At 56.2% G+C, this 18,764-nt stretch carries 19 protein-coding genes and 3 pseudogenes; 10 read left to right on the top strand and 12 right to left on the bottom strand.

Annotated elements, in window-relative coordinates; genetic code table 11:
- Nucleotides 1-65: 65 nt before the first annotated feature.
- The 3 genes from E2L06_RS21410 to E2L06_RS21400 all read right to left on the bottom strand — a co-directional run bounded on the left by E2L06_RS21410 (nucleotide 66) and on the right by E2L06_RS21400 (nucleotide 2,927).
- A complete protein-coding gene (locus E2L06_RS21410; protein ID WP_138782396.1) occupies nucleotides 66-1,880 on the bottom strand; it encodes a ribosome biogenesis/translation initiation ATPase RLI in 1,815 nt (604 codons plus the stop codon).
- A 1-nt stretch (nucleotide 1,881) separates the two neighbouring features.
- Nucleotides 1,882-2,196, bottom strand: coding sequence for a hypothetical protein (locus E2L06_RS21405; RefSeq protein WP_138782395.1), 315 nt, complete (start codon nucleotides 2,194-2,196; stop codon nucleotides 1,882-1,884).
- A gap of 242 nt (nucleotides 2,197-2,438) precedes the next feature.
- Nucleotides 2,439-2,927 carry a hypothetical protein gene (locus E2L06_RS21400; protein WP_394348744.1) on the bottom strand — a complete coding sequence of 163 codons (489 nt, stop codon included), beginning with the start codon at nucleotides 2,925-2,927 and terminating at the stop codon, nucleotides 2,439-2,441.
- On the opposite strand from E2L06_RS21400, the gene E2L06_RS21395 reads away from it, so the two are divergent.
- The 5 genes from E2L06_RS21395 (at nucleotide 2,811) to E2L06_RS21375 (ending at nucleotide 5,613) form a co-directional block, all read left to right on the top strand.
- A complete protein-coding gene (locus tag E2L06_RS21395; RefSeq protein WP_171052385.1) occupies nucleotides 2,811-3,464 on the top strand; it encodes a DUF5305 domain-containing protein in 654 nt (217 codons plus the stop codon). The genes E2L06_RS21400 and E2L06_RS21395 overlap by 117 nt on opposite strands.
- Before the next feature lie 224 nt (nucleotides 3,465-3,688).
- Nucleotides 3,689-3,982, top strand: coding sequence for a helix-turn-helix domain-containing protein (locus E2L06_RS21390; protein WP_008010686.1), 294 nt, complete (start codon nucleotides 3,689-3,691; stop codon nucleotides 3,980-3,982).
- Between the two features lie 45 nt (nucleotides 3,983-4,027).
- Nucleotides 4,028-4,360 (top strand): hypothetical protein, encoded by a 333-nt coding sequence (locus E2L06_RS21385; protein WP_394348762.1) that lies wholly within the window; start codon nucleotides 4,028-4,030, stop codon nucleotides 4,358-4,360.
- Nucleotides 4,361-4,546: 186 nt separating this feature from the next.
- The gene (locus E2L06_RS21380) at nucleotides 4,547-5,062 is read left to right on the top strand and encodes a helix-turn-helix domain-containing protein (RefSeq protein WP_138783260.1); all 516 of its coding nucleotides are present in this window, start codon (nucleotides 4,547-4,549) and stop codon (nucleotides 5,060-5,062) included.
- 5 nt (nucleotides 5,063-5,067) lie between these two features.
- Nucleotides 5,068-5,613 (top strand): hypothetical protein, encoded by a 546-nt coding sequence (locus tag E2L06_RS21375; RefSeq protein WP_138783261.1) that lies wholly within the window; start codon nucleotides 5,068-5,070, stop codon nucleotides 5,611-5,613.
- Between the two features lie 201 nt (nucleotides 5,614-5,814).
- Here the strand turns inward: E2L06_RS21375 and E2L06_RS21370 are convergent.
- From E2L06_RS21370 to E2L06_RS21360, 3 genes and pseudogenes are all read right to left on the bottom strand, one after another.
- Nucleotides 5,815-6,750: pseudogene (locus tag E2L06_RS21370) on the bottom strand (ArdC-like ssDNA-binding domain-containing protein).
- Nucleotides 6,751-7,030: 280 nt separating this feature from the next.
- A complete protein-coding gene (locus tag E2L06_RS22690) occupies nucleotides 7,031-7,333 on the bottom strand; it encodes a hypothetical protein (protein ID WP_249361533.1) in 303 nt (100 codons plus the stop codon).
- Between the two features lie 90 nt (nucleotides 7,334-7,423).
- Entirely contained in the window at nucleotides 7,424-9,733 is a 2,310-nt protein-coding gene (locus E2L06_RS21360) for a PAS domain S-box protein (protein WP_138783262.1), read from the bottom strand.
- A 194-nt stretch (nucleotides 9,734-9,927) separates the two neighbouring features.
- On the opposite strand from E2L06_RS21360, the gene E2L06_RS21355 reads away from it, so the two are divergent.
- The gene (locus E2L06_RS21355; RefSeq protein WP_138783263.1) at nucleotides 9,928-10,905 is read left to right on the top strand and encodes a hypothetical protein; all 978 of its coding nucleotides are present in this window, start codon (nucleotides 9,928-9,930) and stop codon (nucleotides 10,903-10,905) included.
- A 91-nt stretch (nucleotides 10,906-10,996) separates the two neighbouring features.
- Here the strand turns inward: E2L06_RS21355 and E2L06_RS21350 are convergent, their stop codons facing one another.
- The 3 genes from E2L06_RS21350 to E2L06_RS21340 form a co-directional block, all read right to left on the bottom strand.
- Nucleotides 10,997-11,224 carry a hypothetical protein gene (locus E2L06_RS21350; protein ID WP_138783264.1) on the bottom strand — a complete coding sequence of 76 codons (228 nt, stop codon included), beginning with the start codon at nucleotides 11,222-11,224 and terminating at the stop codon, nucleotides 10,997-10,999.
- A gap of 125 nt (nucleotides 11,225-11,349) precedes the next feature.
- Nucleotides 11,350-11,901, bottom strand: coding sequence for an HD domain-containing protein (locus E2L06_RS21345; protein ID WP_138783265.1), 552 nt, complete (start codon nucleotides 11,899-11,901; stop codon nucleotides 11,350-11,352).
- 80 nt (nucleotides 11,902-11,981) lie between these two features.
- Nucleotides 11,982-12,347 (bottom strand): hypothetical protein, encoded by a 366-nt coding sequence (locus E2L06_RS21340; RefSeq protein ID WP_138783266.1) that lies wholly within the window; start codon nucleotides 12,345-12,347, stop codon nucleotides 11,982-11,984.
- A 196-nt stretch (nucleotides 12,348-12,543) separates the two neighbouring features.
- Between E2L06_RS21340 and E2L06_RS21335 the strand changes: the two genes are divergently transcribed.
- Nucleotides 12,544-13,359 (top strand): IS5 family transposase, encoded by an 816-nt coding sequence (locus tag E2L06_RS21335; protein ID WP_138781228.1) that lies wholly within the window; start codon nucleotides 12,544-12,546, stop codon nucleotides 13,357-13,359.
- Nucleotides 13,360-13,458: 99 nt separating this feature from the next.
- On the opposite strand, the gene E2L06_RS21330 is transcribed toward E2L06_RS21335, so the two are convergent.
- The 3 genes from E2L06_RS21330 to E2L06_RS21320 all read right to left on the bottom strand — a co-directional run bounded on the left by E2L06_RS21330 (nucleotide 13,459) and on the right by E2L06_RS21320 (nucleotide 16,055).
- Nucleotides 13,459-13,953 (bottom strand): hypothetical protein, encoded by a 495-nt coding sequence (locus tag E2L06_RS21330; RefSeq protein ID WP_394348756.1) that lies wholly within the window; start codon nucleotides 13,951-13,953, stop codon nucleotides 13,459-13,461.
- A 32-nt stretch (nucleotides 13,954-13,985) separates the two neighbouring features.
- A complete protein-coding gene (locus E2L06_RS21325; RefSeq protein WP_138781297.1) occupies nucleotides 13,986-15,329 on the bottom strand; it encodes an ISH6 family transposase in 1,344 nt (447 codons plus the stop codon).
- 456 nt (nucleotides 15,330-15,785) lie between these two features.
- Nucleotides 15,786-16,055, bottom strand: a complete 270-nt coding sequence (locus E2L06_RS21320; RefSeq protein WP_138783267.1) for an ArsR family transcriptional regulator — start codon at nucleotides 16,053-16,055, stop codon at nucleotides 15,786-15,788.
- Between the two features lie 1,358 nt (nucleotides 16,056-17,413).
- Here E2L06_RS21320 and E2L06_RS21310 point away from each other — a divergent pair.
- The 3 genes and pseudogenes from E2L06_RS21310 to E2L06_RS21295 form a co-directional block, all read left to right on the top strand.
- The gene (locus E2L06_RS21310; RefSeq protein ID WP_138783268.1) at nucleotides 17,414-17,608 is read left to right on the top strand and encodes a hypothetical protein; all 195 of its coding nucleotides are present in this window, start codon (nucleotides 17,414-17,416) and stop codon (nucleotides 17,606-17,608) included.
- Nucleotides 17,609-17,890: 282 nt separating this feature from the next.
- Nucleotides 17,891-18,337, top strand: a pseudogene (locus tag E2L06_RS21305) (IS5/IS1182 family transposase); the annotation flags it as partial.
- Nucleotides 18,338-18,430: 93 nt separating this feature from the next.
- Nucleotides 18,431-18,764 (top strand): annotated as a pseudogene (locus E2L06_RS21295) (IS5-like element ISNpe14 family transposase); the annotation flags it as partial.

Raw genomic sequence — 18,764 nt, 5'->3', positions numbered from 1 at the left:
TCCACTCGAGTATAAGTTCTGGGCTCGGCGACCGATTCCGTCCCGAGAAGGGCTGATCTGCGACCCTACGGTGCGTAGTAGTACTCGCCTTCGCTTTTCTGCTGGCGATCCAGCTGTGACTCGGGTTTGTTGATCCGCGGGCGCGAGGTGCGCTCGTCCCGGCGGAACGTGACCTCGAGGTTCGCGAGGAACTCGTTCATGCCATCGCGCATCGGCTGCGGTTGGCCGGCACGACCGTGGACGGCAGGCTCGCCGTCGAAGACCATCAGCCGGTCGGCGAGCAGGTCCATCATGTAGATGTCGTGGTCGATGACCAACACGGTGGCGTCCTGCTGTTCGGCGTACCGGCGGATTGCGCTGGTCGCCTGCACGCGCTGTTCGACGTCCAGATGCGCCGAGGGTTCGTCGAGCAGGTAGAGATCCGCCGAGTCGGAGAGACAGGCCGCGATGGCGACCCGCTGGCGTTCCCCGCCGGAGAGATCCGAGAGGTTCTGCTCCATGATCCGCTCGAGTTGTAGCGGCTGGGCGATCTCGGTGTTCCAGTATGAGGAGCCGAACTGATCGGTAATCGACGAGAGGAACGCGTCGACCCGCATGGGCTGGTCGATGGTGACGTACTGGGGCTTGTAGGAAATGTCGAGGTCGAGATCGGCGTCGCCTTTGTCGGGCTCGAGATTGCCCGTCAACAGCTTCGCGAACGTTGACTTCCCGATCCCGTTGGGGCCGACGATGCCGAGCACTTCGTTTTCGCGGATCGTGCCGCCTTCGATCTCGAGGCTGAACTCGCCATCACCGTAGCTCTTGGTGAGGTCGGGGTACTCCACGAGCGTGTCGGCGGCGGTCGCCGTTCGCGGTGCGTGTTCCTCGAACTCGATGGGGTTCGGCCGGATCCGCATGTTCTCGTTGTCGAGATAGCCAGAGAGATACTCGTTGATCCCGTTGCGGACGGATTTCGGCGAGGTGATGACACCGTAGGCCCCGGGCTCACCGTAGGCGACGTGAAGCGTATCGGCGAGCAAGTCCAGGATCGCAAGGTCGTGTTCGATGACGAGCATCGACTTGTCCTCCTCCTCCGCGAGTTCGCGGATCAGCCGCGCTGCCGTCACGCGCTGGCCGATGTCCAGATAGGGTGTGATCTCGTCTAAGAAGTAGAAGTCCGTATCACGAGCGAGTGTGGCCGCGATGGCGACCCGCTGGAGTTCCCCGCCCGAGAGGTCGTCGATCGACTGGTCCATGACCGGCCCGATCGAGAGTCGTTCGACCAGTTCGTCTAACGCCCCGCGTTCGTTGGTCCGCTCGAGCAGCTCGCGGGTGTTCCCGTCGAAGCTGTTGGGAATCTGGTCGACGTACTGGGGCTTTCGCGCGATAGTGACGTCGCCGTCGCGGACGTCCGCGATGTAATCCTGCAGTTCGGTTCCGCGGTAGGCCTCGAGCACCTCGTCCCACCCTGGCTCGTCCTCGTGGCGGCCAAGGTTTGGCTCGAGTTCGCCGGCCAGAATGCGGACGGCGGTGGTCTTCCCGATCCCGTTGGGGCCCAGAATGCCGGTGACCTGTCCGTCCTGGGGTGCAGGAAGCCCGTACAGCGAGAAGGCGTTCTCGCCGTAGCGGTGGGCCGGATCGTCCTGGAGCTCCTTCGGGAGGTTGATGATCTCGATCGCGTCGAAGGGACATTTCTCGACGCAGATCCCGCAGGTTTCGCCCAGACAGATCTCTTCGGAGATGTGGATCTGCTCGGGTTGGCCCTCGTCGGTTTCCTCGCCGCGGAGGGTGATACACTCCTTGCCCGTGCGATTCGGCGGGCAGTAGTTCTTGCACTCGTAGCCACACCGGTCGGGCTGACACCGGTCTAGGTCTACGACGGCGATGCTGTCATCTGCCATCTCAGGACGCCTCCGCAGTCAGCAGGATACCCCACGTGACGAACCACAGTGCGAAGGTCATGAACGCGACGAACAGGTAGTGTTTCGTCCCGAACTCGTCGTCGTCGTAGATCCCCGCGGCGTTGATGAGAACGTACTGGACGAAGATCGCGCCGAGGACGAACGCGAGCGCCTGCGTGTTCTGGGCGGCTGCCTCGGAGACGCCAACCCAGGCCGCAGAAGCCAGCGCCGCGGCGACGCCCAGCAGCGCAGACAACGCCGTCACGCCCACCGAGCGGATGTGTTCGCGCCGGTCGCTGATCGATTCGGTCGACATGGATTGATGTCTGCGGGCGGGGCTGAAAAGGCGTTCGGGTTGGCGCTCGAGGGAATTATTGGGGTCACGGATTTCACAGATTTGAATCTGTGACTATATTTTGGAGTTGTTAGATTTCCATTCTGGATACGGACTTCTATACCAGAATCATCGAAATAGCTGCATTGGCGATAAAAACTACGAACTCCACCGCCTTGTTCACCCGGATATGCAATTAACTCTGTGGGTATATGAACAGTAGATCACGGTGGCTTTCCCATCTCGCCAAGTCGCATTCGTCGGTTCTGCACAACATAGACGGCCGATGAGACGGCAAACAGCGCGAATACCAGTGTTGCCCACCCCAGTTCCGGAACCGTGCCGGTCGGAATTACTTCGAGCCACAACCCAGCCATTATGATTCCGCCGATTACAGTCAATCCAAGGTAGTAGACGCTCCACGGGATCGAATCGCTTGGCACGATGTCGAGGTAGACCTTGAGTTCAGAGGCTTCGTCAGTGAGTTCAACCGTTCGGTCGTCGAATTCAATAATGTCTGCGCGTTCGAGTGTCGGCAGGTGTGTCTGCTGAAGTGACAACTCGAGCGCGAGCTCGCCGGCGTCGGCTCGGTCGAGTTGATTTTGGAGTTTCACACGGAGTACGATACCGGTCGTCATCAAGGAACGATAACGACGACGGCACCGGTGACGATCACGGAGGAAGCCTACTGGATCGATGGATCGCTGTCGGATTCGGCAACCAACAGCTATCAAAGCGGAATCACTCGGACGACCGAGTCCCGGAGTCCGGCACTGATCGGTGGGCTGTCAGTGCTCGGGACGCTCGCACTCGCCGGTGCAGTGCTCGTCACCCGCCGGTCGCCAGCGGATATCGACGCCGCTCGCCGGGCGGTCCACGAACAGCGCTACGCCGAGTGGATCTCACAGGGATCGATCCCGATGTGGATCGGCGATTATCACGTCGCCCTCGATACACTCGAGGACGTGGTCGACGTCGCGATCGATACGAACGAGCGAGTCGTCCACGACCAGCAACGGGACCTGTTCGCGGTCCTCAACGACGGTGTTATCTACTATTACACCGATCGGGGGCTCTGGGAGGAGACTGCCTGGCCGGAGATGGACCTCCAGAGTCAGTCGGCCGTCGTGGACGCTGACGGGGAGTTGCCCTCGGATGACCTCTCCGAACTCGAGGGGATCGACGAGTTCGCGGATGCCGACGATCCGGATGGCTTCGAGGACGACGAGGAGGTCTGGAACCAACTGTAATATCGTTTTGTCCCTGCACAGGGGTTTCCGACCTGTTTAACCGACTCTTTACTGAAAGTGGACCTCCTCGTTTCTCCCCCGCTCGCTTCCCTGTTACAATACGAGAATCCGCCTATTGAACACCTGATACTTCACCTTACGGACGGAAAAACACAGAGCAGTATCACGATCTTATTTTTGGTAAGGCTCAACTTTTATACTGCTGGGACCGTTCGATTCGTAGTATGGCAGAGACCGACGGGGAGGAGATCGAAGACTTGCCACCGAGCGCGAAACTCGTCTTCAAGGTCCTCGAGTACGACGGACCCTTGACACAGAAACAGATCGTCGAGGAATCGATGCTCTCAGCCCGGACGGTCCGATACGCGCTCGAGCGCCTCGAAGGGATCGGGATCGTCGACGAGGACATCTACTTTGCGGACGCTCGCCAGAGCCTCTATCGACTCGAGGAACCGGTCGCGGCCGACGGCAACGGCGTCGAGGAGTCCCCGAAGAAGGACGCCTGCTGTGCGGAATAACGGTCAGAGCGCCAGGATTATCTTCTAGCGGGGACCGTCCCCAATATGAACAAAGAGCGGCTCCCGCGGTGGGGCTGGCTGGTGGTCGGACTGTTTCTTGCAGTGCTGGGTTCGAACCTGCTCAACCTGCTGGTACTGGTACCGGCGGTGCTTCCGGAGGTGTATCGATCGATTACGGTCATCGCGGCGATGGCACCGGTCTTGATCTACGTCGGGATCTGGTACGACGAGGAGCGCCAGCCATACTGGACACAGTCACGGTCTCGTCAGTCGATAGCTGACTGGCCGGCCTCGAGTCAGTCGCTTGGTTCGTCGCGAACTCCGATAACGTCGGATGATCTGTCATGGTGCTCACCCCTGTGGCACCACAGAAACTGAACGGCGGAACTCGAGCGCTTTTGCTAGTCGCGGTTGCTGCTGGGATTGGTGAACCGCCACGGGGTCAAGCCCTGAGGCACTCGGCCTGCCCTGCCTGTAGATAGATCCAGACAGTGGCAGCCTGTTTTGTCCTATCAGTATTTGCTGAAAAGGCTTATTGCGATCTGCGTGCAATTCGCTATTAGGATGTCTACAAAAGGAGCAGATTGGAATACGCCTCTCGATACCGGAGGAGAAGCGTTTGAACTCCTCAGGAACTCCCGGAAAGCGTGGATCTATACCTACATTCGTCACAACGCAGACACCACGATCGACGACGTCGTCGACTCTCTTGAGATCCCACAGCGGACTGCCTACGACTATATCAACGATCTCGAATCTGCAGGGTTCATTGAGCAGTCGAATGAGGGACGGCCGGCACGATATGCCGCTCGTGAGATCGATCTCCAACTGGTACAGGATGATGTTCAGCGGCAGATCACGTCAGCATTGATCGAGGCGATTGCACGCCGCGAGAGAGATGACGATATCGATACGTACATCGAACGCCACGGCTTGGATGGGCTTGCGGTCGCTCTCGAGTATGCTCGGGAATATGCTGAGGGATCAGTAACTCATCGAATTATGGCCCGGGAGCAGGAAATCTCATCGTTAGAAGCGGGTATCATTCTGGACGCACTTCGCCCCGTCGTCGAGGAGTGATTTGAATGGATGCCGACAGAGAAATCGTTTTTCTTGACTCGTCAGTACTCATCAGTTGTGGACGGCGAGGAAGCGGACGGTTTCAAGCGCTAGCTCGCGAAGCCAAGCAGAGAGATGTTGTATTTCGAATTTCTCCGCAAGTGTATGCCGAAGTCTCTGGTGAGACAGCGATCGATGGATACGAATCAAGTGATCTTGCTGTCGACGAAGCATTGCGCGAAGGCTGGCTGAAAGTTACCGAAAGCCCATCCTATTCGATATCGGAAGTCTCGAAGATCATGGATCAGTCACGGAGATTCATCGCAACTGCCAGCGATCGGCCAGAAGATATCGTGGAAAAAGCTGACACGGAGATTATCGGATTATCACTCCAGATGCTAATTGACGGAACGGCTGATCAGGTCACTGTTGTAACAAACGATATTCCACTCGGTGAAGCAACAGAGGCGTTGATTCCCAAGCACGGGTTCGCTGCCGACCAAGTGGCCTGGCTTACTGGTGGCGATCTTGCACCGGAACTCGATGAGGACTTCGTGCCTGAATTCGAATAATCCAATTCTGTTGAGTATCTAGAAGAATATCCTCTTTCTTAAGCACAGGTGATTCATCATTTCTCTATGATATTCTGGAGACAGTCACATCGAATCCTGTGACCAGTATACGGAATTCACCAATCGAGAATCGAATCTCGAGATCAGTATCAGTCTGTGGGCCCGTCGAGTCTGCAAGCCCCTCGAGGGCTTCAGCGTCGATCACTCATCGTCGATCACCTCGCTGACGATGTCGATGATCTCCTGGGCGGTCGAACTGATCCTCTCAAGCCGGTCGAGGATCGTCTCCGGTTCGTCACCGTGCCACGCGGCAAGGTAGAACGCTGACCCACTGGTATCCAACTCGAAGTACCGTCCAACGATGTAACCGACCGCTTCGGCCTCGAGTTCACGTTTCGATCGCTCAGCCTCGTCGTCGACGCCACTGTGTAACAGCGCATGCGCGTACTCGTGAACGAGCGTGACAGCAAGGTCAGCGTCGTTCTCACGATCTCGGACGGCGACGCGTGGCTGCTCTTGAGAGCGGTACTCACTGATGCCCTTGGCACTCCCATGCGACCAGTTCTGGGGTCATACTACCTCTACGTCCACCTTGAGTGTGTCTGCTGCCCCGAGGAGCGCGGGAACCAACTCATCTGCGTCACCTCTTGCTTCGGTCTCGAGGTCGGGCAATGGCTCGCCGTCAGTCTGTGAGATATCGAAGACGGGTGCTGGCCGAAAGCCTACGAGTCCCTTTTCCCAACTGTCCGGCGGTGTCTCGTTGTACTCACAGTCTCTACGTTCGTGATACGACGGCGAGTTCCCACAGTCGGGACATTGCTTCGCGATGATGGGTGCCCAGATCCAGATCGCTGTCTCTCCTTCTTTGACGTGCCGGTCGAACTCGTTTTGCCATGTTCGATAGCCGGCAACGCGCGTTGCCTGCGGACACTGGAGTTTGATCAACAGCGTGTTTCGGTGCGAGTAGTCATGGAAGCGACTCTGGACGTCCAACCACTGTTTGAACTGCTCGCTCGAGACGGCGTCATCGACTTCGTCGACGAGGTCCTGGATCCATGCTTCGATCGTACTGTGCATCTCGTCGTGCCGGGTGTCCGAATCGTCGAATGTTTCCCGGGAGCTGCTGCTCGTAGCCATGTTTGATCAGTGCTTCTCGAGTCGAATCAGATCGAATTGAACTGAACTCGAGAAGACCTCCACCCCTCAGGGGGTCTCAAAAATACGCCGGACTCGAGCAGCAGGAGAGTCGTCAGTCAGCGGACGCCGGGGTCTCCACTTTGATCGGCGCGTCGTCTGGCGTTCCACTCTTGTTCAAGAGCGACGCTGGGTATGCATCGTACGCTGCCCCGATTAGCAGTGGTTCGACCTCTGCAAGGGTTGCGAGTGTTCCGTATGGACTGCTGTCTTCTGTACTGTTTCAGGCATGGACCCAGAGATACGTCTGCTGAGATAACGTTCGTGAATCGGGCTCAAAGAGTGCTTCAACCCAGTGCTGTTTGCGTTCGTCGTCGCCAGCGAGTGCCTGTGAGAGTTCGCTGATATGCCAGTAGTTTCCATCACCCCACCGCGCAAAGCTTCGCGTCCCATCCCGTTCGTAGGCGATCTCTGTGAAGTTCGCACTGAGTTCTCGCTTCTTTCCGTACGCCTCTGCCTTGCCGATGTACTGAGGCACGATATCAGCGGGTGTTGCAGTCTCTGCAGGTTCCTCGAGCTGATACATGATATACAGCAGGCCATCACCGTCATACGCCTCGTCGAACAACTCTAATCAATCCAAGTTCGGACAAAGGGAACGATACGTGAAGCGGGGTCACCCATCCTGATTCTGTACTGCAGGAAGCGTAAACGAGAACGTCGACCCCTCTCCGGGTTCGGAGTCGATCCAGATCTCGCCGCCGTGGCGCTCGACGACCCGCCGAGACAGCGCGAGGCCAATGCCCGTCCCCGAGTGTTCCTCGTAGGTATGCAGTCGTTGGAACACCTCGAAGATACGCTCCTGTTCATCAGGATTGATCCCAATACCGTTATCCTGCACTGAAATGATCCAACATTCGTCATCACGCGTGGCGGAAATGTCGATCTGCGGCGGCTCGTCCCCGCTGTACTCGATCGCATTACTCAGCAGGTTCTGGAAAACCTGGCGCAACTGGCTGGCGTCGCCATCTACACACGGGAGATCGTCGGTTGTGATCTCAGCGTTACTCTCGTCGATCCGCATTTGGAGATCTTCGCGAACGTGATCAAGGACATCATCGAGGTCGACCGGTTCGAACGGATTGCCACGCGTTTCGATGCGCGAGTACTCGAGCAGTCCGTCGATCATCTCGCGCATTCGCTCGGCGCCGTCGACGGCGAACTCGAGGAATTCTTCACCGTCTTCATCGAGCGCATCGCCGTACCGATCCTCGATTAATTGGAGGTAGCTCGTAACCATTCGCAACGGCTCTTGGAGGTCATGAGAGGCTGCGTAGGCGAACTGTTCGAGGCGTTCGTTCGACTCTTCGAGTTGTCGTTGATACTCCCGGCGTTCGGTGACGTCCTGGATGACAAGCATTCCCTGGCGATCGTCGCCCACGGTTGTGATGGGAAGAGTATACGTCAGCAGGTTTCGGCCGTAGTATTCGACTTCAAACGAGTTCTCTTCGCCTTCGAGTGCAGCTTTGAAATGCGGCTCGACTTCGTCGATTAAATCGTCAGGATACCGCTCGTAGATCGACTGCCCGATGGCTTTCTCTCGATCGAGCCCAATCTCGTCGATGAGTTCGCCGCCAGCCGCGATATACTGGAAATCTTCGTCGAACAGTGCGACGATTCCGTTGGGGAAATTCTCAGCCAGGGCACGGTAGCGTTGCTCGCTCTCTTCCAGCTTGCGCTGGTACGCTTTTTGCTCAGTGATATCCCGGACTACTCCGACCCGCTTCTCATCACCGCTTTCGTCCAGCAGGACGAACCGGTTCTCGACCGTTCGGGTCTCGTTCGGGCCAGCCTCTATCGTCTCCTCGAACAATGGGAGTTCATCCGGCGTCGCATTCTCCCACTGTTCGGACTCGATTGACGCGAACTCGTTGGCGAACACCATCGAGGCGTGTTGACCCAGTAACTCTGTTCGAGAAAATGGGGTCAGATCGGCAAACGACTCGTTGACGAGTTCGAACCGCCGCTCCTCGTCGAGAACATAGATGCCATCGTGAGCCGTTTCGACGATCGTTTCGTACTGTTCGAGTTCTCGTTCCCGCTCTAATTGGTCGGTGATGTCTTCGATGGCGAACACAACACTGTCGATCTCTCCGCGGCCGTCGTAGACCGGCGATCCGTTGACGGAGACCCAGACGCGCTCTCCTGCCGAACTAAACACGCCACTGATATGATCAAACACCGGTTCTCCGGACTCCATAATTTGCGGAAAGGGCTTCTCGTCATCCGGGAGGGGGTCGCCGTCGATGTCGACTTCGTTCCAGTCAGAATCGTTAAAGCTGAGGTCGTTGATCTGTTCTTTGTTCCGCCCGTATATATCCTCAGCTCGGTCGTTGGCGAACTCCATCTTCCCATCACTGTCGACGATCGTGATGCCGATCGGACTCGTTTCGATGATCTCTTCGCAGCGGGCCAGTTCTCGTTCACGTCGCTTCCGTTCGGTGATGTCGCGGGTGTAGACTGACAGGCCCGACTCTGAGGGATAAATGGCGTTGTGGAGCCACTTGTCCAACGGAGGATAATAGTCTTCGAAGGTCAGGAGTTCTTGTGTTTCGAGAGCTTCGTACAGTGCGCTCTCGAACGTCTCCGTGATATTCTGGTCACGAATATCCGAACCAATTCCGGCCTCATCCAGCCCCAGAAGGTCTGCTGCGTGGTCGTCCAGATAGCGAAAGCGGAATTCTTCGTCGAGGGCGAAGAAGCTATTTGAGATTCGGTCGAAGACCCCGCCGAGATCGCTGTCTACCGCGTCCCTTTCCCGCCCCTTCGTGAACGCTTGTCCGTTCATGGGTGGCTGCCACCACACGCGTCCGTTTCCCCCGACTTTCTTGGTTTCGAGCCGGTCGTGATCGACGAGTCGTTCAAGACGCTCGTAGGTACTCTGGCGGCCGAGGTTGAGTTGTTCGGCTACCTCGGTTGTCGTCATGGGTGCCCCTCCCGCTTCGAAGAGAACAAGGGTCTCTCGAAGTGTGTCCGTCAATCGTGAACTGGTCACTACTTCAGTTACTGGCGATACCGACGGATAAGGTCACCGCAGCAGTCGGTGGGTCAAACCAGTTGGAGAGTTCTCTGACACTCGCCGAGAGCAAGGTTTAGTCGGACGGCACCTAATTACCATGTATGCCATTCAGCGTCAGTTGGCACACACTTCTCGAGCATCTGGATGAACTGCCGGCGGACGCGACACTGATCACACCGTTGTCGCACTCTCGCATCCACATCACAGATATCCAGGAACACCGCATTATCATCCAGTTTGATGAGTCAAACGAGAAGCGTCCGCTCCAACGTGAGCAGTTTGAGACACTCTACCATCAGATACAGACCGCGCACGATGGGTTCGATCTCGATCGGCTGCCGCCAGATGCTGACCCGTATCCAGCGGTGTTGAGTGTTCATCCCCGGTTCGAGATCGACGAAGACGCGGGTGTGATCGCCGAGACAGACGGACCGACGACGACCCAACTGGCCAACACAGCACACGAACCAGATATCGATGACGACGACCGCACCGAACCCGACGGTCTGGACATCTACTCGGATGCGCTGCTACTGATCGATGCGCTCGAGCGCCACGACGTAACTGACCTGCCTGAGTTGGAGACGACCACCCTCGTAAACCTCTACACGCTGCTGTCGGATGTCCAGCGTGACGCCAACGACTTTCGCCAGGAGGTCGCCGATGTGCTTCTCTCACGCCTCCATCACGACCGTCCTGTTGCCGGTCAGTACGGTTCCGTCCAGCGCACGAGTCGCCGTAACCGCTCGCTCAAAGACGATGAGGACGTCCTCTCGATGCTCGAGGCAGAAGGGATCGACCGCGAGCGCGTCATGAGCGTTGATCGCCAGAAGGTCGACGAAGCACTCGGGGTGACGACGCTCACTGAGTCCGATGTCTACGAGATCGATGAGAGCGAGTACGTTCGCAAGGCGGAGGTCGACAACGATGTCAAGGAGTCGCGCCTCCAGGGCTTGAAGGATCGACTTGCTGCTAGCGAGGAGACAGAAGCCGAGGAACTGCAACAGGAAATCGAAGAACTCGAAGAGCGTATTGACGACCTCACAAGCTTCCGGGCGGGGACGGAGGTACAGGGATGACTGGTGACGGCTTTCGCGTCATCACGCACAGAGTAAGGGGTTGGCGGGGTTCCGCCCGGACGTCCTGTAATCTGTTAGCAAGAGCGTTGAGTTAGTCACGTTTGTCCTGTGAGCGGAGTTCGTTGGCCCGCTTCTCGAGTTGGTGGAGGATCGGGACACGTTGCTGATGTTGGTTTTCGTAGGCAATGCAGGCTCGTAGCATGTCCATATCGTTGATCGTTGCGATACCGGCGTCGATGAGCCGCGTATTCGGTGCCTCGAGCCGCTGTGCTGGTGAGAGTTCGCTCGAGTTTCGAGGTTGCTCTGGTGTATCGCTCATTGGCTGTTGCCTCTACCCCTGTTGAGGCACAAAAAACTGGATTGCTCTGTGGCTCTTTCCGCAAGTGAGAGATAACGACTTGCTACGGTAAGTACAGGGGAAGCGCCGACCGTTCGGTGCAGCGGTTATACGGTTCGAAGGTCGTCTGTCGCCTGTGACCGGATAGCGGCTGCCGCAACTTCGTCGGCTCTCCTGATGAGTTCCGCTTCGATCGTCGCCGGCTCGACCGTCGTTCGACTCGTATGGGAGAGCACGATGTGTGCCAGTTCAACTGGCAGACCCACCGCTGCAACGACGTAGACTCCGTAGTAGGGATGTCCGAGCAGATTGTAGACTGGCGTCTCGGTCATCCCGTCGAATTCAGCGAGTTTACTCACGTCGTGGATGAGTGCACCAGCAACCACCGTATCCACTGAGAGCGTGACCTCGCGCCGCTCGAGGAGCGTCTCTGCGAGCGTGACGGCACAGGCAGTTACGTCCCGAACGTGGCTTACCAGCCGTTCGTTCTCCAACCCTAATGCACGCTGTGTTGGGGGTAGCCACGGTACCTCGGTGAGGTCGTCGATGTCGTTTTCTTCGATGGCCATTGCCCACGCACTGGTAACGCCCGCTCGAAGATCGTCGTCTTCGATCACCTCGAGTTCGGGAAACGCGGCCCTGACTACATCCTCGCTCATGCCTCTGGTATCAGTATTGACCACTAAAAGTACCCGCCGTGCAGTGATGCTCACTTCGTAGCTTGCGCTCTCACCTGCTGCTAGTGTTCTGCGCCATAGACGATTTTCGAGGGGGCTTCGTAGCCACAGTTAGGACAGTCGAACCATCGCTGGACCTTCGCGCCAGTGGCAGATTTCTGGCCGACGATGACGTCGTCGTTTGGACACTCAGGACAAGCGAGTTCGGGGGCTGGGCGGTCCCGGAGTGCATCCCGAACGCTGGTCGCCTCTTTTGTCTCGAAGCCTTGCGACCACACTGGATAGCCGTCGACGAGGATCGCTGCCCGCCACTTGTACGCGTAGGAGTCCGGGGCACGATGCAGGACGGCTTGCGCTCCAGTCTCGGTGTTTCGATATGCCAGCGTGGGTGTTCGACTCTCTCGTGTCCAGTTGGTGATTCGGGGCATGAGTACTCAGAAATGGACGTCTGCCGGCACGATCCAGCACGTCTCGCGCTCATCAGTCCCCTCGAGGAGGCGATCGAGGTGTCCGCGATGACGGATCCCAGTCGCGTGCTGATCATACAAGCATGCTCCGTTGAACGCCGCCGCCCTCTGCGGATTGTATCGCTGATTTCAGGGGATTTGGACGCCGTCTGGCGATATGGGACGTCTCAGGAACCTCGCACAGACGTTTCACGAGTTTGCCACGACCCACGTAGAAGAGCCAGACGTACCCGCCGTCGCCGACGGCGACGACGGGTACGACAAATCCACGAAGATCGCGTTGCTCCTGCTCAAGGAGGAAGTCAACAAGCCGCTCCGGCAGTTCGAGGACTATCTGAACGAGATGCCGGGAATCCTTGCTGTGTTCGGCCTTGAGAAATCACCTGATTACACGTCTTTCAGCGTATGGGACGGAGAATTCCCGATGAAAGAGTTGCGCCGCCTGCTCCGCCGATCAGCGGAGCAGGCGGGGCTCTCGGGAACTGCTTCGATCGATGCCAGCGGCTTCCAGCGAGATCAGGCTAGTTCGCACTACCGAAATCGTGTCGGCTACTCGTTCAATGCGATGAAAACAACGCTGCTCGTCGATACGGAGTCACTTGCTATCATGGACGCTCATTTCACCACAAAGAAAGCCTATGACGGCCACATTGGGCTGCAGGTCTTTCGGCGCAACGCCGAAGACCTGCAGGCACTTCTGGCTGACAAGATGTACTCATGGAGCAATCTCCGGGAGGCCTGTCGTGAAGCGTCAACGCGACCAGTGATTAAACACTGTGAGCAAAACGCACTCAAGAAGGCTCACAACGCCAGAATTGACGACGAAGTCTACAATCAACGGTCAATGAGTGAGACCGTATTTGCGATGCTGAAGGACGACGGCGACGAGATCCGCTCCCGGAGCTGGCATGGCCAGTTCCGGGAGCTCACACGGAAGTGCATCGTCCATAACCTCGCGCAGGCGGCGAGTTAAGGCTCGCCGCCTGCTCCTCTTCTCCGGACGTATTCGAGAGAGGCATCGCCATCGTCCATCTCACACTTCGTGCAGCATCTTGTGAAACTGATGTTTTGATCACTGCACAAGTCGGCTGAAATCGAATCGTCTGATCTCAGAACCTACCAATAGAGCGTAGCTACCGGTGGAAAAGTGAATGTCAAAATTCCCATGGTGGCGCCGTCTTGCGTTCAACACTGCATACAAGCAGATCGACGGGCCACGGGAAGCACCGACCTGCTGGAAGGCGTGCCGAGCGAGGTCCTCATCGCGCATGATCTCGTCATCGTTGTGTTCCTCGAGTGCTTGCTTCACCCGATTCAGATTGCGTTGGAACGTTTCCGACGTGGTCTCCCAGGCCCGCTCGAGGAGTTCTTCACCTTCGTCAGACGTAACGGGTGCAGCTGTCGGTAGGTCGCCCCACCGTGCTTTTCCAGCCACTGTCGTGTCCTCTTCGTCGAAGGTGACGTAGTAGTCGAACACTGCACAAGAATGCGGCTCTGCGCCAACCAGTCGATCGAACACCGTCTGTCCAGTTGAAAGCGCTTCTTCTGCTGTCGATGCCTCTACCAATGCGTAAATAATCGGTCCCGTCCCAAACTCGTCTAGAGTTCGCCTCTGGTAGCGTCAACTGACACCTCCATTGTGATGGCTGTTTTGGCTGATCGCTCGAGCAGTTCGTCGGCGAACGCCGCGAACTGCTCGGGATCGGCATACTGCACCAAGTTCAACCAGAGAAGCGACTCTAACCCTGCTTCTGACCACTGCATCCATTGATTCTTACACCGCTTCGAAACTTCACCCATGGCTCGTTCGACCACGTTTGACGTCCACGGAACCTGCTGTTGATCAAGCGCGAGTTCCGCGAACGTCACGGTTGCTTCTGCCCATTCCCGGAGGTACGCCGTCGCTTTCGGGGAGTCTTGACGCTCTAACCTCCAGGCTTCCTTCCCGAGATTCTCGAGCGTTTGGTCGATCCGCTCGCGGATCGCCAAACGCTCATTCCTCGGTGCATGGAGTGCGACAGAGTTCTTCAGATGGAACAGATCATCCGTAACGCCAGAGACGATCGCTTTCCGCTCGGAGAGCGGAAACGCATCGTCTTTCCAGAGCTTGTACCCGAGCGTTCGACCAACGTGAACGAGATCGAGCTGGTGAGATCGGTCACCACTCTCGAACGCATCGACGAGTGCCTTTTCGGCGTCACTGACGACCGTGGCGTCGTCAGTGACCGCCTCAGTCTCTTCGAGGGCTTCTGCTGTTTCATCCCAGGATTCGTTGACGTTGACGTCTAAGAGTGTGGTTTCTGTGTCGTCACCCTCGGCCGTCTGCCCGAGGGTGACGTTGACATCATGGTAGGTGCAGTGATCCTGCTGGCTATGACACTTCGTTCCGTCAGGAACGACAGTGTCTGCATTCGTCCCAGGAAGCCGATCACGAACGAAGTCACCGAGCTTGCTGCCGTATTCACGGACTCGGCGGTTGACCGTCGTGATCGAGGGCATGGGAGTGAAGCCGTCGCCGTGGGCGACGGCATCACGATAGCTGAGCGAAGTAGCAAGTTCGGCAGCCTGGAGCGAGATATCCTCTTGATAGATGCGCTGGCCGTCGAAGTCGATAAGATCCTCGAGCGGACGGAAATAGGTCGGATCGCCGTCGGTAGCAGCAGTGTCTTTGACGTGATGGAGGGTGAATTCGTGTTCTCCTGCGGTTGTCACAGCGGTTCGTGTGGAGGTTCCAGCGCGCTGGAAACGGCAGTCGCCGTTTCCGCGCGCATGTTTCTCACCACAGTACGCCTCGACGAGGCGCTCGTCGAGGCTTCTAACGAGTTCCTCGAGGATAGTGGCCTCAAGCTGAATCTCAGTGAGAGATTCAGCGAGAGTGGCAAGCGGTAGCGTTTTGTCTTGGTCGAGACTAACTGTGAACTGCGCGTCAATTGTGGCGTGCATGGGTCACTTCGGGCTGGATACCAGAGGTGACCCTGCTTCCACAGGAGTCAGTTACGACTCTAGACGAGTTTGGGACACGACCAAATAATCATATGCATCTTGGATACCTCACTGCGCCACCGCTCTGGTCGGTATTTGCTTGATCCTGCTCAGAGCGCCGGCACCCATCACCGGCGCACAAAATCACTACTGGAACGCACCTGTCTCACGGAGGAGAACGATCCGAACCGGTAGTAGCATCGACAGCGATTATCAGGTCGCTCGACTCGTCGACAGCTTCGGATTGACTGCGAGTGCCTTCAGAAATTCACACCTCTGCCTCGAGTCGGATCACTGGTTGGGTGAGTATCATAGAAAGACTCACAGGCGATTTATTTCAACTCCCTTTGGCTGAATCAGCTGGTAAGTAGATCTTCGTATTGAACGATGGCAGAAAATGCACATATTCAACTAGGGTCAGTTCTTGATCCGCTCGAGAAGAGGACTGATCTCGTTAAATCGAGGGCCCCGTGTTACTGAACCTGTATTTTGGTTCCAATCGATGAAACCAGCTTCTGATAGTCGAGGAAGATGGTTATGATACAGTTCAGTCTGGTGTTCTTCTGGAAACTCCTCCGCTGGATATAGTATTTCTTCACCGCCGTCTGTTTGCAATGAGGTGGCAAGCAACTCATTGAGTATCCGTCGACGCTGAGCATTCGCTAGTACACTGAAGAGCTCGTCCATTAGCTTATGTTAGAAGAAGAAAAGCAATAAGGGCGGTTCCAACAAGCATTGGTCTACTTCTATTCGAACGATACCTATGTGCCCTGTACTTATCGCTAACGCGAGATCGTCCGTCCGCCCCTGTCGTACTTCTCGGACACCACGCTCGCGGTAACTACAGATGCATATCACCGCTGGCCGTTCTCTTGGAGAAGTATGATACTTGTAGCTCGTTCCGAAAGGGATCTTTTGTAACACGCCGTGAGAATGAACGCCGAATTTATCAGACAAGCTGTTGCTTCTGAACGTGTGTGAATATCGTGTTACGTCTACTCGGTCAAATAGTGGACTTCTTTAATAAGTCAGAGCCCTCAGCAGAGGGCCAAAGGCCAGATTCTGACAATGGTCCCTCTACTGATCTCTATACGTGCTCTGACTGTAAGATAACATATATAAGAATGATATGGGCGTGTGTCCAAAATGCGGTGAAGCTGTTGAACAGACTCCATCATTCTCTGATTTGGGAATCAATCCCAAAAGAAAATTGGAGTCTCAATAAAGAAGTAACCAGCACGGTACTACCAGCCTGTACTTATCGCTAACGCGAGCTCGTCCGCCGTCCCTGTCTGTGATCTCGGACACCGAGTTCACGCTAAGTACACGTGTGTACTGATCATCTCTCCGTTCACTCTCTTCACTCCTAGACAATAGTTAACACAAATACACGCAATAGGTTCTGTAGAGATGACCGAAGACAGCGAGAACCAGCGGGCAGCAGCCGTATGTGAAAATTGTGGAACCGCTCACGCAGTCCGGCTCGGCCCTGACGGCGAAATCGGCCTATTGGGAACGGGAGAGATGGCACTTGTACATGTGGCGACGGCGATTTTCGTATTCTCAGCAACGATGCAACAGTTCTCGAAGACGTAGAGATGTAGGAATAACAGCTAACCGCTTGAGGAACTCGTTCAACAGCAATCTTTGATGTCTATTCCCTGCACTTACTGCTCATTTGGGATTTCTGGCTCTATCGAAGTTCTCAGACACCGCGTTCGCGGTAGCTACAGATACTTACTGTTCGCTTTCAATTTCGACAAGGGATTTGATCCCACACTGACAATGCGGGTACCTTCCCCTACGTCTTATTTTCCATCAGGCAGCCGAATAGCAGGATAAACAGCCTTACAGTTAGGACAGATGGCGACGATCTCCTGTCCAGTCCGAGTGTTGCTCATTCAAGATAATCGGGCTGACAACGCCCACACAGATATATCAGTGCATATAAACTCATAAGAGAAATTACTATTATCGTCTTAAGACCTGCATCCTATTGTCCATATGTAAGGTTTTTCACCTCCGGGGCCGTGTGCTGACATGGCATGGATGGAATACCTGAAAACGTCCCTTCAACCGATACTTCGGACCAAAATGAACTTGTCCATGTCGTAATCGAAGACCCGGGTGAAGCTGACAAGTGTGTGTTTTTCCCAGGAAATGCAACAGCTGATGAGCTACATACAAAGTGGATCCTTGCTCTCGAGGATTCGTACGTCCACCTAAAAGATGCTCAATAGTCCGCTTGTACTGACCGTTCACTACAGCGTCAAATGGGTCCGTGACCGATCCTATGACCCGGCTCGGTTAGGAATCAATGTAGGTCTCAGTAGATTCACCACGCTCTGGTCGAGTGAGAAGACTCACTGATTGAGTTGGCTGAGTGCACGATGCAGTCTGTATCCTGGTGTGTTGCGTGGATCCATTGAATGCGCCTCAGCCGATCGCGGCGCAGATAAACAGAACACGAGGGTGTCATAGAACGAGTGGCACACCAAAGAGCAGGGTGAACGCTGTGGTGGATGAGCCCAGCGACCCTGCAAGATGATTCTTCGGTAGAGACGTTCTTCAATGTCGTGGAGACAGAGACGCTAGCGTTGTTTGAGCATCTCTCCTTCGAGTTTCTCGAAGAGTTCGACGTGTCGCCCCGGCGGAGACGGGGCGAACACGAGATCATGAGCCACCAGAGATGATGCGTGGCTTCCTCCATTGCTACTACAAAGACATCTACGGCATCCGCCCCGTTGAACGAGAACTTCAGAATGCAGTTGTCTGGCTCAGTTGTGGCTTCGATCGACCGCCGTCGAGAGACGCCGGTCGATCGCTTTCTCACCGATCTCGAACACGTCGTTGACGAAATCTTCGGCCACCTCGTCGAGCAGGCCGCCCGCCGCCGCCTGCTCGAGTTGACCTACTGCATCGATTCGACTGACGTGAGAACGATGCCAGCCGATCAAGATGCGTCGAAATTGCTCTGTTGCAGCGTCGAATAGCACCAGTTTCAGCCTTGTTCTCGGCTGATTTCCGTGAGGCTTGTGGGGAATTGGACGCCGTCTTGCGATATGAGGTCGAAACGACCGATCATACGGCAGTGTAAGAATCTTGCCAAACAGCACGTGGATAACCCTGACGAACCCGCTGCGCCGGACGGCGCCAGCGGGTTCGCCGAGTGGACTCAGATCGCGTTTATCCTCTTGCATGCGGAACTCGACAAAGATTTCCGAGAGACTGAAGCATGGTTCAATGACTCCAGAGCCATCCGTGAAGAGCTTAACATCGACAAATCGCCGGATCACACCACGCTCTGTCGATGGGAGCAACAGGTCGACATGCGTGAACTCCGCAGCCTGCTCCGCCGCAGTGCGGAGCAGGCTGGCTGGTCGGGAACAGCAGCAA

The organism is Haloterrigena sp. H1 (genome assembly GCF_005938085.1).
In the GTDB taxonomy this organism is placed as follows: domain Archaea; phylum Halobacteriota; class Halobacteria; order Halobacteriales; family Natrialbaceae; genus Natrinema.
This window is presented reverse-complemented; position numbering and strand designations above follow the sequence as displayed.

Bases quoted from the DNA above. Each gene is read 5' to 3' on its own strand.
- E2L06_RS21390 (WP_008010686.1), top strand. From the start codon at position 3,689: ATGGCAGAGACCGACGGGGAGGAGATCGAAGACTTGCCACCGAGCGCG.
- E2L06_RS21385 (WP_394348762.1), top strand. From the start codon at position 4,028: ATGAACAAAGAGCGGCTCCCGCGGTGGGGCTGGCTGGTGGTCGGACTG.
- E2L06_RS21325 (WP_138781297.1), bottom strand. From the start codon at position 15,329: ATGCACGCCACAATTGACGCGCAGTTCACAGTTAGTCTCGACCAAGAC.
- E2L06_RS22690 (WP_249361533.1), bottom strand. From the start codon at position 7,333: ATGTATCAGCTCGAGGAACCTGCAGAGACTGCAACACCCGCTGATATC.
- E2L06_RS21410 (WP_138782396.1), bottom strand. From the start codon at position 1,880: ATGGCAGATGACAGCATCGCCGTCGTAGACCTAGACCGGTGTCAGCCC.
- E2L06_RS21350 (WP_138783264.1), bottom strand. From the start codon at position 11,224: ATGAGCGATACACCAGAGCAACCTCGAAACTCGAGCGAACTCTCACCA.
- E2L06_RS21320 (WP_138783267.1), bottom strand. From the start codon at position 16,055: ATGGACGAGCTCTTCAGTGTACTAGCGAATGCTCAGCGTCGACGGATA.
- E2L06_RS21355 (WP_138783263.1), top strand. From the start codon at position 9,928: ATGCCATTCAGCGTCAGTTGGCACACACTTCTCGAGCATCTGGATGAA.
- E2L06_RS21310 (WP_138783268.1), top strand. From the start codon at position 17,414: ATGGATGGAATACCTGAAAACGTCCCTTCAACCGATACTTCGGACCAA.
- E2L06_RS21380 (WP_138783260.1), top strand. From the start codon at position 4,547: ATGTCTACAAAAGGAGCAGATTGGAATACGCCTCTCGATACCGGAGGA.
- E2L06_RS21345 (WP_138783265.1), bottom strand. From the start codon at position 11,901: ATGAGCGAGGATGTAGTCAGGGCCGCGTTTCCCGAACTCGAGGTGATC.
- E2L06_RS21405 (WP_138782395.1), bottom strand. From the start codon at position 2,196: ATGTCGACCGAATCGATCAGCGACCGGCGCGAACACATCCGCTCGGTG.
- E2L06_RS21360 (WP_138783262.1), bottom strand. From the start codon at position 9,733: ATGACGACAACCGAGGTAGCCGAACAACTCAACCTCGGCCGCCAGAGT.
- E2L06_RS21335 (WP_138781228.1), top strand. From the start codon at position 12,544: ATGGGACGTCTCAGGAACCTCGCACAGACGTTTCACGAGTTTGCCACG.
- E2L06_RS21375 (WP_138783261.1), top strand. From the start codon at position 5,068: ATGGATGCCGACAGAGAAATCGTTTTTCTTGACTCGTCAGTACTCATC.
- E2L06_RS21340 (WP_138783266.1), bottom strand. From the start codon at position 12,347: ATGCCCCGAATCACCAACTGGACACGAGAGAGTCGAACACCCACGCTG.